The organism is Agrobacterium sp. 20P9.1.2 (genome assembly GCF_057799395.1).
In genome coordinates this window covers 1,035,431-1,048,672 of record NZ_JBYOKI010000001.1, presented here as the reverse complement: position 1 = coordinate 1,048,672, position 13,242 = coordinate 1,035,431, and the positions used below count along the sequence as shown (strand labels likewise).

The 13,242-nt window shown below is 58.5% G+C and carries 12 protein-coding genes; 7 read left to right on the top strand and 5 right to left on the bottom strand.

Annotated elements, in window-relative coordinates; translation table 11 throughout:
- Nucleotides 1-29: 29 nt before the first annotated feature.
- Together AC27VJ_RS05175 and AC27VJ_RS05170 are read left to right on the top strand one after the other, a co-directional pair.
- Entirely contained in the window at nt 30-581 is a 552-nt protein-coding gene (locus AC27VJ_RS05175; RefSeq protein WP_488683063.1) for a CGNR zinc finger domain-containing protein, read from the top strand.
- Nucleotides 578-1,081 carry a hypothetical protein gene (locus AC27VJ_RS05170; RefSeq protein WP_488683195.1) on the top strand — a complete coding sequence of 168 codons (504 nt, stop codon included), beginning with the start codon at nt 578-580 and terminating at the stop codon, nt 1,079-1,081. The genes AC27VJ_RS05175 and AC27VJ_RS05170 overlap by 4 nt, the downstream gene beginning before the upstream one ends.
- 304 nt (nt 1,082-1,385) lie before the next feature.
- Here AC27VJ_RS05170 and ndk read toward each other — a convergent pair whose 3' ends face one another.
- Complete coding sequence (gene ndk / locus AC27VJ_RS05165) at nt 1,386-1,808, bottom strand: nucleoside-diphosphate kinase (RefSeq protein ID WP_042618581.1); 423 nt, start codon at nt 1,806-1,808, stop codon at nt 1,386-1,388.
- 101 nt (nt 1,809-1,909) lie between these two features.
- Nucleotides 1,910-2,602: a glutathione S-transferase family protein gene (locus tag AC27VJ_RS05160; protein ID WP_488683062.1), complete on the bottom strand. Its 693-nt coding sequence runs from the start codon at nt 2,600-2,602 to the stop codon at nt 1,910-1,912.
- Nucleotides 2,603-2,824: 222 nt separating this feature from the next.
- On the opposite strand from AC27VJ_RS05160, the gene AC27VJ_RS05155 reads away from it, so the two are divergent.
- From AC27VJ_RS05155 to AC27VJ_RS05140, 4 genes are all read left to right on the top strand, one after another.
- Nucleotides 2,825-3,865, top strand: a complete 1,041-nt coding sequence (locus tag AC27VJ_RS05155; protein ID WP_488683061.1) for a GGDEF domain-containing protein — start codon at nt 2,825-2,827, stop codon at nt 3,863-3,865.
- Between the two features lie 62 nt (nt 3,866-3,927).
- Nucleotides 3,928-5,811: an ABC-F family ATP-binding cassette domain-containing protein gene (locus AC27VJ_RS05150; RefSeq protein WP_488683060.1), complete on the top strand. Its 1,884-nt coding sequence runs from the start codon at nt 3,928-3,930 to the stop codon at nt 5,809-5,811.
- A gap of 102 nt (nt 5,812-5,913) precedes the next feature.
- On the top strand, nt 5,914-6,753 hold the full coding sequence (locus tag AC27VJ_RS05145) for a polysaccharide deacetylase family protein (RefSeq protein ID WP_488683059.1): 840 nt from the start codon (nt 5,914-5,916) through the stop codon (nt 6,751-6,753).
- 111 nt (nt 6,754-6,864) lie between these two features.
- Nucleotides 6,865-7,791 carry a Gfo/Idh/MocA family protein gene (locus AC27VJ_RS05140; protein WP_488683058.1) on the top strand — a complete coding sequence of 309 codons (927 nt, stop codon included), beginning with the start codon at nt 6,865-6,867 and terminating at the stop codon, nt 7,789-7,791.
- A gap of 4 nt (nt 7,792-7,795) precedes the next feature.
- On the opposite strand, the gene AC27VJ_RS05135 is transcribed toward AC27VJ_RS05140, so the two are convergent.
- A complete protein-coding gene (locus AC27VJ_RS05135; RefSeq protein WP_488683057.1) occupies nt 7,796-8,824 on the bottom strand; it encodes a sensor domain-containing diguanylate cyclase in 1,029 nt (342 codons plus the stop codon).
- Nucleotides 8,825-9,463: 639 nt separating this feature from the next.
- Between AC27VJ_RS05135 and AC27VJ_RS05130 the strand changes: the two genes are divergently transcribed.
- Nucleotides 9,464-11,899, top strand: coding sequence for a glucose/quinate/shikimate family membrane-bound PQQ-dependent dehydrogenase (locus tag AC27VJ_RS05130; protein ID WP_488683056.1), 2,436 nt, complete (start codon nt 9,464-9,466; stop codon nt 11,897-11,899).
- A gap of 72 nt (nt 11,900-11,971) precedes the next feature.
- Here AC27VJ_RS05130 and AC27VJ_RS05125 read toward each other — a convergent pair whose 3' ends face one another.
- Nucleotides 11,972-12,676: a DUF899 family protein gene (locus AC27VJ_RS05125; protein WP_488683055.1), complete on the bottom strand. Its 705-nt coding sequence runs from the start codon at nt 12,674-12,676 to the stop codon at nt 11,972-11,974.
- A 93-nt stretch (nt 12,677-12,769) separates the two neighbouring features.
- Nucleotides 12,770-13,219, bottom strand: coding sequence for a DNA polymerase III subunit chi (locus AC27VJ_RS05120; RefSeq protein ID WP_488683054.1), 450 nt, complete (start codon nt 13,217-13,219; stop codon nt 12,770-12,772).
- Nucleotides 13,220-13,242 lie beyond the last annotated feature (23 nt).

Below are 13,242 nucleotides of genomic sequence, written 5' to 3'. Positions count from 1 at the left end.
AAAACGATTTTGACAGTTATAATTGCGACATGACGTTTAGCTGGACACCACATCGTTTTGTCGGAGGAGCCTTGGCGCTCGATGTCGCCAACAGCGTCATCCTGCGCTTCGACCGTGAGAAATCCGTGGACCGCTTCGCCGTGCCTGAGCAGTTGGATAGTTTTTGTGAAGCGGCAACGCGGCTTTCGGCGGAACGGAACATCTTCCCTACCCTCGCGCCGCCATCTGCTACGAGCAGAAGGCATCTGATCGAACTGCGCGAGGCGACCGACAGATATTTCCGTCAACTGATCGAAACCGGACAGGACGACAATGCCCTGCTGGCCGATCTCCTCACCGCCTCAGCCACGGCCCTCAAAAGCGCGCCGGACACGCACAGCCTTCAAGCCGCAACAGCCCGTTCCGTGCTGAACCTCTTGGCTGGGCCGGACCGCGCGCGATTGCGGATTTGCGGCCATTGCGGCTGGTTGTTCATAGACCGCAGCAAGAACCGCAGCCGAATCTGGTGCGACATGGCAGTCTGCGGCAATCGCCAGAAGGCGGCCAAGCATTATCGGCGCAAGAAGGAGACGGCATCATAAGAAAGATCGCAACTCTCATCACCGCTACTCTCTTGCTGTCGGCCTGCCAGCGTGAAGAGCAGCGAGAGATCGTCAGCCTGTCCGGCCGAATGTTCGTCTTCAACTATCGTGTGGCTACGGCGACCTATCTGGTAACGCTCCAGCCGACATCCCCCATCAAAGACGGAAGCACCATCGAAGCCAGCTTCGAAAACCCGCGTGGCGGAGAGGCTTTTGCCGTCACGGAGAAGCTGTTCCCCAAAAGCCCGAAAATCGTGCTGCAAAGCCCGCCAGTGGAATGCGTGAAAGAAGGCCGTCCCTATAAGGTGACGATAAAGCTGAAAGCACCGGACGGGCATGTGATGCAGACGATAGAGACGAGCATCACGTCAGATACGGACCAGTCGCTGCTGCCCGCAAAGCCGCTGGCGGTGGGCCCGCTTTATACGCCCAACCCTGATGTGTTCAAGGCGGATGGGAGTGTGGATATGGGAGGGGTTGAGGGGTGTCCGGCTGGGTGAAGTATTCAAGGTTTTGCCGTGTGGCTCACCCCCCTCTGGCCTGCCGGCCATAAGGAGGGAGATCAGCTGGGCGCGAACACCCACCTCAATCTCGACATCAGAGATGGCCGAGTGGCCACCACGAGTCGATCTCCCCACCTGTGGGGGAGATGTCCGGCAGGACAGAGGGGGGCAGCCACACGGCAAAACGCCCACCAACACATTCACAACAAAAAAACGGAGCCTCTCGGCCCCGTTTTCCAATTTATTTCATCAACTTAAAACGCGGCTCTCACAATCCGATTCCGCCGCTTCAAAAACTGAATCAGCCGACGATTTCGGTTTCTGCGAACCAGTAGGCGATTTCCTGAGCAGCGGTTTCAGGAGCATCCGAACCGTGAACGGAGTTTTCGCCGATGGACAGCGCGAACTGCTTGCGGATGGTGCCTTCGTCTGCGTTGGCAGGGTTTGTTGCGCCCATGATTTCGCGGTTCTTGAGGATTGCGTTTTCGCCTTCCAGAACCTGAACGATGGTTGGGCCGGATGTCATGCCTTCAACCAGTTCGCCGAAGAAAGGACGTTCCTTGTGAACGGCGTAGAAGCCTTCTGCTTCGCGCTTGCTCATCCAGACGCGCTTGGATGCGATGATACGCAGGCCGTTGTCTTCGAATACCTTGGTGATGGCACCCGTGAGGTTACGCTTGGTTGCGTCCGGCTTGATCATCGAAAATGTGCGTTCAATCGCCATGTGTCCGTTTCCTTATTCTTGAAGAAAGTGGGCGGTGTTTACCCGCCCGAAGGCCCGAAAACAAGGGGGATGGCTGGATTTGCCCAACAGCGTGTCACATTTCACGCCGCTGTCACACTTCGTCCCTTCGCGCCATGCAAATCCAGGCAGCGTTCGAACCAGTCGCGCACCGGGTCTTTCTGCCCGAACAGATCAAAGCCCGAGGTCACCCGCGCCCATTGCAGAGCCCCAAAGACGATATAATCGGCAAACAATGGACTGTCGCCACCGATGAACGGCTGGAAGCTCAACATACGACGGATCGGCTCAAGCTTTGCCGGGAAAGCAGCGATCTCTTCCTCCCGGTTCGCGGCGATCTCCTCTATCGATTTACCGAAGAAAGCTTTTCGGCTCTCCCGGAAATAGGTCTTGTCCGTTTCATCCAGCATGTCGTGGATATCAAGAACCGCGATTTTGACGATGGCCGGGTGAAGCTGGGTCTGCGACCAGCTTTCGACAAAACGCGCCAGTGATTTTCCACCCTCCCCGTTAAACAGCGACGGCGCATCTGGATAAGCATCATCCAGATAAAGCGCGATATCGAAGCTGTCCTTGATCAACTGGTCACCATCGCGAAGGATCGGCACCAGTTTGGAGAAACCGTTTTCCACGCCCGGAATGGCTGTGAACGCCAATGGACGTTCTTCGAAATCCAATCCCTTATGCGCCAGTGACAGAACCGTTTTCCAGCAATGGGGAGAAAACGGGCGGGTTTCGTCGCTGCCGCAGAGAGAATAGAGGGTTCTGGATGTCATGACCGGTCCTTCCATTGTGAAATTCAGCGCCATCAAATCAGCGGGTCGGCGCACAATCAAATGACGAATACTGATGGGACGCATCACCGTTGCAGATGCCCGCACCACCTACAATTGGTATGCCTCATTTAGGGTATTTTAAAGTGTCTCGAACAATAGATGCTGATGAGCTTGAGATCGCCGGGCGCTTGCGGCGAATGGCACGTATGGAGATGCGGGGGCATGACACTACCAGCCAGCAATAAAAGCCGGGATACGTCCAGAAGCGGCCTGATCGTCACCAAGATCACGCAGTTCATTGCCAAGATGAATCTTGCGCCGCTGCCACGCAATTACGAGCTGTTCTTCGAAGTCCTGTCCGGGCACAACGCCGCCATGGGCCGCGATATTCTGGCGTTGGGTAATTCGCCGCAGCAGCATGATGTCGACATGATCGGCCAGAAGCATAACCTCCCCGGCTTCTCGCGTATGGCCGCGGCCCACGCGGCAACGGAAGCGGCCAGCACGATCGAGCAGATTTCGGCACGGCTTGCCGCATCTCTGGAACGCTCCGAATCCTTGCTCGCTGCCATTTCCGACCGCCCAGCCTCTGCCACCACACAGGAATATCTTGCGGAACTTCTTTTGGATATTCATCACGAACAGGCAAGCCTGCATAATTTCGTGCGCCACGGGCTGGAGAAAATCCGTGAGCAGGAAAACAGCGCACGCAGGCTGCAAACGGCATCCCTGAAGGACGCCTTGACCACCCTGCCCAACCGCGCCGCTTTTCTGGCGAAACTTGCCGAAATCTTTCAGGGTGAAGCTGAAGTCTCCAACTGCCTTGTGCTGGTGAATGTCGACCGCTTTCGCGACATCAATGAGAAATACGGCACTGCCGCTGGCAACAAGGCGTTGCGACGGCTGGCTGCGCTGTTCCGCAAGTCGATCAAGAAGGATGATTTCGTCGCACGCATCGGCGGCAATGACTTCGCATTCCTGTTTTCCGGCGTCTCGCAAAGCACGGCTCAGAGCATTGCAGAACGGCTGCGGCACACCGTCGAAAATCTGCGTTTCGCCACGAAAGAAGGTGACGGTGAGCATCTGACCGTGTCCATGGGCGTGGCAGCCTCCGAAGGTACAGCCAGTGCTGCGGAGTTCTACGGCCATGCCGAGCTGGCGCTTCTGGCAGCCCGCAGCGGCGCACGCAATTGCGTCATTCCCTATTGCCGGGAAGTGGCCCAACGCTCACGCAACAGCTACCTCATGCAAATCGGCGGATAAACCGTTGAAACTGTGGCTTTCGCGCTCTTGCGTTCAGCAGTGAGTTCGGCCAAAACGGCGCCATGATTACGATTTCAGACGTTTCCGCCCGTATTGCCGGGCGCCTCCTCCTCGATCATGCCAGCGTGACGCTTCCAGCGGGCACGAAGGCTGGGCTCGTCGGTCGCAATGGCGCGGGCAAGTCCACGCTCTTTCGCGTCATCACCGGTGACCTTGGGGCCGAAACCGGCGAAGTCTTCATTCCGAAGAATGCCCGCATGGGCCAAGTGGCGCAGGAAGCTCCGGCAACGGAGGAAAGCCTGATCGACATCGTGCTGGCTGCCGACAAGGAACGCGCAGCGCTGATGCTGGAATCGGAAACGGCGACGGATCCGCATCGCATCGCGGAAATCCAGATGCGCCTTGTCGATATCGACGCCCATTCGGCGGAAGCCCGTGCCTCCAGCATTCTGGCCGGTCTGGGTTTCGATCAGGACGCCCAGCTTCGCCCTGCCTCGTCCTTCTCGGGCGGCTGGCGCATGCGCGTGGCGCTGGCATCCGTGCTCTTCGCGGAGCCAGACCTGTTGCTGCTCGACGAACCGACCAACTATCTCGACCTTGAAGGCACTTTGTGGCTGGAAGATTATATCCGCCGCTATCCCTACACCGTCATCATCATCAGCCATGACCGCGATCTGCTCAACAACGCCGTCAACGCCATCGTGCATCTGGACCAGAAGAAGCTGACCTTTTATCGCGGCGGCTACGACCAGTTCGAGCGACAGAAGGCCGAAGCCGACGAGTTGCAGACCAAGGCGAAAGCCAAGAACGATGCAGCGCGCAAGCATCTGCAAAGCTTCATCGACCGCTTCAAGGCCAAGGCTTCCAAGGCCAAGCAGGCCCAGAGCCGCGTGAAAGCACTGGAACGCATGGGCACGGTTTCCTCCGTCATCGAGGACCACGTCCAGCCGATCACCTTCCCGGAACCGGAAAAGCAGCCCGCCTCGCCCATCGTCGCCATCAATGGTGGCTCCGTGGGTTACGAGCCGGGCAAGCCGATCCTCAAGGGTCTGAACCTGCGTATCGACAATGATGACCGCATCGCGCTCTTGGGTTCGAACGGCAACGGTAAATCCACCTTCGCCAAATTCATCTCAGGTCGCCTCGCGCCGGAAGCGGGCGATCTGCGGCTGGCACCATCGCTGAAAATCGGCTTCTTCGCCCAGCATCAGCTGGATGATCTCGTGCCGGAGGATAACCCGGTCGAGCATGTGCGCAAGCTGATGCCGCAGGCGCCGGAAGCCAAGGTCCGCGCCCGCGTGGCCCAGATGGGTCTGGCAACGGAAAAGATGGCAACACCTGCCAAGGATTTGTCGGGCGGTGAAAAGGCTCGCCTGCTGATGGGCCTTGCCGCGTTTCATGCGCCGAACCTGCTGATCCTCGACGAACCGACCAACCATCTGGACATCGACAGCCGCCGTGCGCTTATCGAAGCGCTGAACGACTACGACGGCGCCGTCATCCTCATCTCGCATGATCGCCACCTGATCGAAGCAACCGTCGACCGTCTCTGGCTGGTCAACAACGGCACGGTCACGACGTTTGAAGGCGATATGGACGAGTATCGCGATCTCATCGTGTCCTCTGGTAAAAAAAAAGACGAAAAAATTGAAATCGTCGTAGACGGTGCGTCAAAAGCAGATCAACGCAAGGCGAATGCCGAAAAGCGCGCCTCGCTCGCCCCGCTCAAGAAAAAGATCAACGATATCGAATCCTTGACGGCAAAGCTTGAGAAGCTGATTCAGGCACTCGATAAAGAACTCGGCGACCCCACCCTTTACGAAAAGGCCCCGGCCAAGGCAGCGCTGAAGGTGAAGGAACGCGGCGAAGCGGCCAGCAAGCTGGCCGACGCAGAAGAACAGTGGCTGCTGCTTTCCAGCGAGTATGAAGAGGCGATGGCGAGTTAAGTCGCTGCGCCTCCTAATTTTACGATTAGCCAGTAACCACCCATTAACCATAATCAACGAAAGCTCGTTGCAATCCCACACTGATTTGCTGCGAGCCTCGCCATGCGTTTTTCCCTTCTGTTTCCCGCAGCTATTGCCGCATGTCTCGCTGGCTGCGCTGGCAAACCACAGCCAGATGGCTCGCTGAAAACATCCTTTGCCGCCACCATGCCCGCTGGCCCGTCCCTCAAGGCGAATGATCCGGTGGCACTGTCTCCAGCGGCGTGGATGCGTCCTCGCAATCCGACTGGTCTTGCTGGGCGGGACATCGAAGTTTCGTCGCTGAAGGACATTGCGCTTGCCAACAAGGAGGTCGTTCTGAGCTTCGATGATGGCCCGGTGCCGGGCCGGACGGAAAGCATTCTGGCGACGCTGGATGAGTTTGGCGTCAAAGCGACGTTTTTGATGGTCGGCGAGATGGCGCAGGCGCACCCTGCCATCGCCAAAAAGGTCGTGGCTCAAGGCCACAGCGTCGGTAGCCACACATTCAGCCACGCCAACCTGCGCAACGTCTCATTCGACCGCGCTCTGGCGGAAGTGTCCAAGGGCGCCAGTGCCGTTGCCAAAGCGACGGACACCGACGCGTCCTTCTTCCGCTTCCCTTACCTTGCAGATAATGGCCGCCTGCGGAGCCTGATCACGGATCGTGGCATGGTCATCATGGATGTGCAGATCGATTCGAAGGATTACTTCAAGGATTCGCCTGCCGTCGTTGCGTCCCGCACCATGGCGGCTTTGCGCCATCGCGGCAGCGGCATCATTCTCATGCATGATATCCACAGACGTACCGCCGCCATGCTGCCAGCTTTGCTGACGCAGTTGAAGGCGGAGGGCTATAAGGTCGTGCATCTCGTTCATAAAAAGCCCTCCAGCAAATCCCTGCTGGTCGCTTCGCTGAACTGATGGCTGGAAAGACGGAAGGCCGCTGAGTTGGCCTTGCCGACGTCTGGGTTTCTGCTAGAACTCGATAAAGTACTATTATTCGAGTGAAACATTCAGACGGGTTCTTCTTTCATGTCAGCTACCAAGCTCGCCATCGTCGGCGTCGGCAAAATCGTTCGCGATCAGCACCTTCCAGCCATTGCAGCCAATCCGGATTTCGATCTGGTCGCCACCGCCAGCCGCCATGGCACCGTGGATGGCGTGCCATCCTACGGCACCATCGAAGCGTTGCTGGACGCCGTGCCAGATGTGCAGGCCGTTTCGCTCTGCATGCCGCCGCAGTACCGTTACACGGCAGCTTACGCCGCGCTGAACGCTGGCAAACATGTCTTCCTTGAAAAGCCGCCGGGCGCGACGCTGTCAGAAGTGCAGGATCTGGTGCGTCTGGCCGATTCCAAGGGGCTTTCTCTGTTTGCCAGCTGGCATTCGCGCTATGCGCCAGCCGTAGAGGCCGCCAAGAGCTTCCTCGCTTCCACCAAGATCAACAGCGTTCACGTCATCTGGAAGGAAGATGTGCGCCATTGGCACCCGAACCAGGAATGGATCTGGCAGGCAGGCGGGCTCGGCGTGTTCGATCCAGGCATCAATGCGCTGTCGATCATCACCCACATCCTGCCGCGCGCGCTGTTCATCACCAAGGCAACGCTGGAATTCCCCGAGAATCGCGACGCGCCGATTGCTGCAGACATTCAGTTCTCCGACGTGACGCAGATGCCTGTGCACGCCGAATTCGATTGGCGTCAGACGGGCAAGCAGAGCTGGGATATCGTGGCCGAAACAGAAGCCGGTCAGATGGTTCTGTCCGAAGGCGGCGCGAAGCTGTCCATCGGCGGCGAGCAGAAACTGTCCGAGCCGGAGCGCGAATACCCTGCCCTTTACGAGCGTTTCGCGGAGATCATCAAGGCGAAGACCTCCGACGTCGATCTGGCCCCGCTGATGCATGTGGCCGACGCATTCCTGCTCGGTCGCCACAAGTTCGTCGACTCGTTCTTCGATTGATTGTTCAGATGGCGCGGCTGACGAAACGGTCGCGCCCATCCTTCTTGGCCTGATACAGCGCCTCATCCACACTTTGCAAAAGCGATAGGCAATCCTGTCCCGCCTGCGGCGCAATGGCGCCGCCGATGCTGAGCGGCGCGTGGATCAGCCGGCCATCGATATTGAAGTGCTGGCGGAAGGCTTCCAGCAAGCGCTCTGCCAGCTTTGAAATGACGTGCGAACCAGCCGGGCGCGGAATGAACACCGCAAATTCGTCGCCTCCCATGCGCACGGCAATGTCCTCCGAGCGGATGACATCGCGGATGCGGGAGGCCGCTTCGTGCAGAACGCGGTCGCCGACGGCGTGGCCCAGCGTATCGTTGATCGTCTTGAACCCGTCCATATCCAGATAAAGCGCGCCGAATGTCTCGTTGGACTGTAAGGCAGAATACATCTGCGAATCCACCAGCGCGCTCAGCGCCTTACGATTATAGAAGCCCGTCAGCGGATCGGTCATGGCCGCGTCGCGCAAGGCGCGTTCGGCAAGGCTCATGGTGAAGTTCGCTTTTTGCAGACGCAGCAAACCCGCAGCCAGAACCGCAAACCGCTTCAGGGTTTCCACTTCGTCCGGTCGCAGCTGGCGCGGAGCCGTATCGAGAATGCAGAATGCCCCCACCGTCACCCCGGGCTCGAGCTCGATTGGCGCCCCGGCATAAAACCGGAATTTTGGGCCACCCTCCACATAGGGAAAGTTGCGCATTTCGGGGTGTGCGCTCAAGTCCGGAACGATCAGCACATCATTGGAGAGAACGACCCGCGTGCATATGGAGATGTCTCGAGAGCATTCGCTGACCTGAATGCCCGCCTGATGCGCAATCCGCAGCCAGTCTTCGTCTACGATGTGAACCGCCGCGCGCCCTATATCGAAGACGCCTTTGGCGAGTTCGGAAAGCGCTGCCAGCTCCGGCGTAGGGCCGGACCCCAGAGACAGGATGGACCGGACGGCAACGAGACGCTCTGTTTCGTTGACCGGCCACGGGGCGGATTGACCCATATCATACTCCTCCAACTGTCACGCAAGGCTCCGTTTGTTGCGCAATGCATACAGCATTTTTGTTAATGCACTACATTAGAACCTACGTAGGCAAGGCAAGACGAAGTTTCCAAATCATATTTTCGTTTCCAACTTCTAAAACCTACTGATTCGTAGGTTTTCTTCTGTGCTGCTTTTGTTGAGCCGTAACTTCCGCACGCTACCGCCTCGTTCACAAAACCGTGATATTCAAATAAAGCGAGCAGAAAGAGTCGGTTACAGCAGGAATTTGAGCGGAAATCTGGCATCTGCCCGCTTGTTAACATCAGCGGTGCGGCGTATTTACGCAGGACTTGGTGAAAGCCAAACCGCCCGTACCAATCCGTGGAGGAGTGGGGTTGCGAGGGAAACTCGGATCTTGACGGGACGTATCGCCGCCTTTGAGGCCAGCCATAAAAAGCTTGCCGGGCCCGCCGGTATATCCCTTTGCGGAAAGTTATCATGGACAGCATGCTTATAAGCCTGGCCCATTTCCTGTCACAGCAGCCTCTCGGCGGCTCAAGGTCCTGCGTCATCTGTCAGCACGGAATGCCTTCTGCTCGCTTAGAGCGCGATGGCGTTCTGTCTGGCTGCCAAACTTAAAACAGTCAGGAAATCTTGATGGTTTACCAACCCAAACCCCTATCTGCACTTTCCAAGATATGGCTCGCATTTCTGGGCCTCGTCCTGGTCGCTGCGGGTCTATTTTTCGCTTATTTCGGAGGCAAGCTCGCCATGCTCGGCGGCAGCCTCTATTTCATCATCTCCGGTATCGCCCTTATCCTCGGCGGTCTGCTCATTGCTTTGCGCAAGCCGCTCGGGGCCACGCTTTTCGGCCTCGTCTTCATCGGCACGCTGGCCTGGTCGCTGTGGGAAGTCGGTCTTGATTACTGGCCACTGATCTCCCGCCTGTTGGCGTTGACGGTCGGCGCGACAGTCGTTGCCCTTTCCCTTCCCCTGCTGCGTCGCGCTGCCGGAAAGGCACCAGCCTATGCTGGCTCGTTCATTCTGGCGCTCATTCTGGGTGCCGCATCGGCTGCCGGCATGGCTGGCATGTTCGTGCCGCACCCAACGGTTACGGCAAGCGGTGACGCCCCTGCCCTGACACCGGTCACGGCTGAGACGGAACAAAAGAACTGGGAACATTACGGCAATACGCCCGGCGGCAGCCGTTTCGTGGCGCTGGACCAGATCAACCGCGACAACATCAAGAACCTCGAGGTTGCCTGGACCTACCACACCGGCGATACGCCCATGAGCCCCGGCGGCGGCGGTGCCGAAGACCAGCAGACACCCTTGCAGGTCGGCGACCGCGTTTTCCTGTGCACACCGCATAACAATGTCATCGCGCTGGATGCTGATACCGGCAAGGAAATCTGGAAGAACGAGATCAACGCCAAGTCATCCGTCTGGATGCGTTGCCGTGGCCTTGCTTATTTCGATGCCACACGTCCGGTTGATCAGCCAAGCATTCCCGGCTCCACACCGGTCACCGCTGCTACCGTTGCCGAAGGCGCGCTGTGCCAGCGCCGCATTCTGATGAACACCATCACGGCGGAACTCATCGCTCTTGATGCCGACACCGGCGCATTCTGCCCTGATTTCGGCACCAATGGCCGCGTCAACCTCAAGGAAGGTCTCGGCAACGCGCCCGACCCAAGCTACGTGCTGACATCCGCACCGACGCTCGCTGGCACCACCATCGTCATCGGCGGACGTATTGCCGACAACGTGCAGGTGGATATGCCAGGCGGCGTCATGCGCGGCTTCGACGTCATCACTGGCCAGCTGCGCTGGGCGTTCGATCCAGGCAATCCTGATATCACCCTGCTGCCGCCCCCGGGCCAGACCTATACACGCTCGACACCAAACGTCTGGGCCTCCATGTCCTATGACGCGGCGTCCAACACCGTGTTCATGCCGGTCGGCAGCCCATCGGTCGATCTTTACGGCGCAACCCGCACCGCACTCGACCACAAATACGGCGCATCCATGCTGGCGCTTGACGCCACCACGGGCCGCGAAAAATGGGTCTACCAGACGGTTCACAACGACCTCTGGGACTTCGACGTACCGATGCAGCCAAGCTTCATCGATTTCCCCAAGGCAGACGGCTCCACCGTTCCGGCACTGGTGTTCGGCACCAAGGCTGGCCAGCTCTATGTGCTTGATCGCGCAACGGGCAAGCCTTTGACGGAAGTGAAGGACGTTCCCGTCAAGCCGGGCAACATCCCGAACGAAAACTACGCACCGACACAGCCCCTCTCTGTCGGCATGCCGCAGATCGGCGCGCAGACGCTGACAGAAAGCGACATGTGGGGCGCAACACCGTTCGACCAGCTTCTGTGCCGCGTGGCCTTCAAGGGCATGCGTTATGACGGTGTCTACACCGTTCCCGGCACCGATCTGGCGCTCAACTTCCCCGGCTCGCTGGGTGGCATGAACTGGGGTGGTATCTCCATCGACCCCAACAGCGACACGATCTTCGTCAACGACATGCGCCTTGGCTTGTGGATCCAGATGCAGGAGGCGGCACCGACAACGGCCGTCAACAGCGGTTCGGAAGCCACCAACACGGTGATGGGTGTCGTGCCAATGAAGGGCACGCCCTATGCGGTCAACAAGAACCGTTTCCTTTCGGCGCTTGGCATTCCCTGCCAGAAGCCTCCGTTCGGAACATTGACCGCCATCAACATGAAGACACAGAAGATCAACTGGCAGGTTCCTGTCGGCACGGTTGAAGACACCGGCCCGCTGGGCATCAAGATGGGCCTCCCGATCCCCATCGGCATGCCGACACTGGGCGGCACCATGACCACCCAGGGCGGCCTCGTCTTCATCGCCGGCACACAGGACTATTACCTGCGCGCCTTTGACACGGCCACCGGCAAGGAAGCCTGGAAAGCCCGCCTGCCAGTCGGCAGCCAGGGCGGCCCGATGAGCTACAAATCACCCAAAACCGGCAAACAATATGTCGTCATCTCCGCAGGCGGCGCCCGCCAGTCTCCGGACCGCGGCGATTATGTGATTGCCTATGCGTTGCCGGGCCAGAAGTAAGGCTTAGCGAAATTTAGAAATGGAAATGGCCGGGGTGACCCGGCCATTTTCGTATGAAGGTTTCAGCGCTGCTCAGTAACTCAGCTTTGGATACCAGTCTGTCCCGCGTCCATCGGGTGTGAGATCGAGAATTGACCACAGGGACGCGATATCGGGTGCATCACGCGGATCCTGCGCCGGATCGGCCATTTCGCTGCGCATCTCGCTGGACCAGAACAGACGTACCTTCTCCCCATCGCGCTTGAACACAGCAAGGGCCGGATTTTCGCTTCCGTCCTCGTTGATCAGGCCGAGGTCCTTTGCATAATCATCGCCGACGGTCTGAACGAAATCGAGGTCACGCCATCCTCTCTCGGATGCGAATGCGGCCTGTCGTTCAACCGGGCTTCTGCCGAGAATCTTGAGGGCGACACGCTGTTTGATATCGTCAGCATTGCCGTTCACCGAACCCAGCCAATTCGTACACATGGGACAGGGTCGCTCCCGCTGTGGGCCGAACATCCAGAAATAGGTGACCAGCGTCGATTTATCGCCAAACAAGTCGGCAAGGCCGAGGTCGTTACCAACGTCATCCATGAATCGATAATTTTTGGTGATGACCGGGCCGTCCGGCAAAGCGCGCCGCTGCTCGACAAGTCTCGTCATGTGACGGCGAAACTCGATCTCTTCTGCTAGCAAGGCCTGTCTTGCCTTGCGATAGTCTTCCGACTCGCCTGGAAAAGGATTTTGGGCTTTGGCGGCGAGCTGGGAAGCTGGAACATGCGTTTCAGTTTGCATTTCGTTTTCCTCCTACCTCGGAGAAAACGCACCCAATCGCTCCACAGTTCCAGATGGGCTTTGACTGAAAACAGCGCTGGAGTCCGAAGAGGCTCAAGCCTTCTTCTGCCAGCGCCCCTCCGGCGATTGCTGCCAATAGGTCAGCGTATGCCCCTCGCCCTTCAGCTTTTTCCACTGCGCACGCGCGGCTTCAAGCTGCTCGGCATCGTAGCCGTCGAACATAAAGACGATGCGCTCGTAGGTGTCGATCGTCGGCGGCGTGGCGCCGTCAACGATGAAGCGGACGTTGGCGGCGTTGGCGTTTTCGCCGCTGGCCGTCAGCAGGACTGGTTGCTGGGCAGCGTTTTCGGACGCATCCGTGCCGTGGGGCATGAAGCTGTCATCGCGGAAAGTCCACAGGTGAACGTCGAGCGCATCGCGGCGCTCTTCAGCTGTGGTCTGGACCGCGACCTTCCAGCCGCGCTCCAGAGATTTCTCCAAAAGCGGCGGCAGGGCGTCTTCCAGTTTCGATTCCGTCAAATGGTAAAACAGTATCTCTGTCATCGAAACGCCCGTACCGGCTTCTG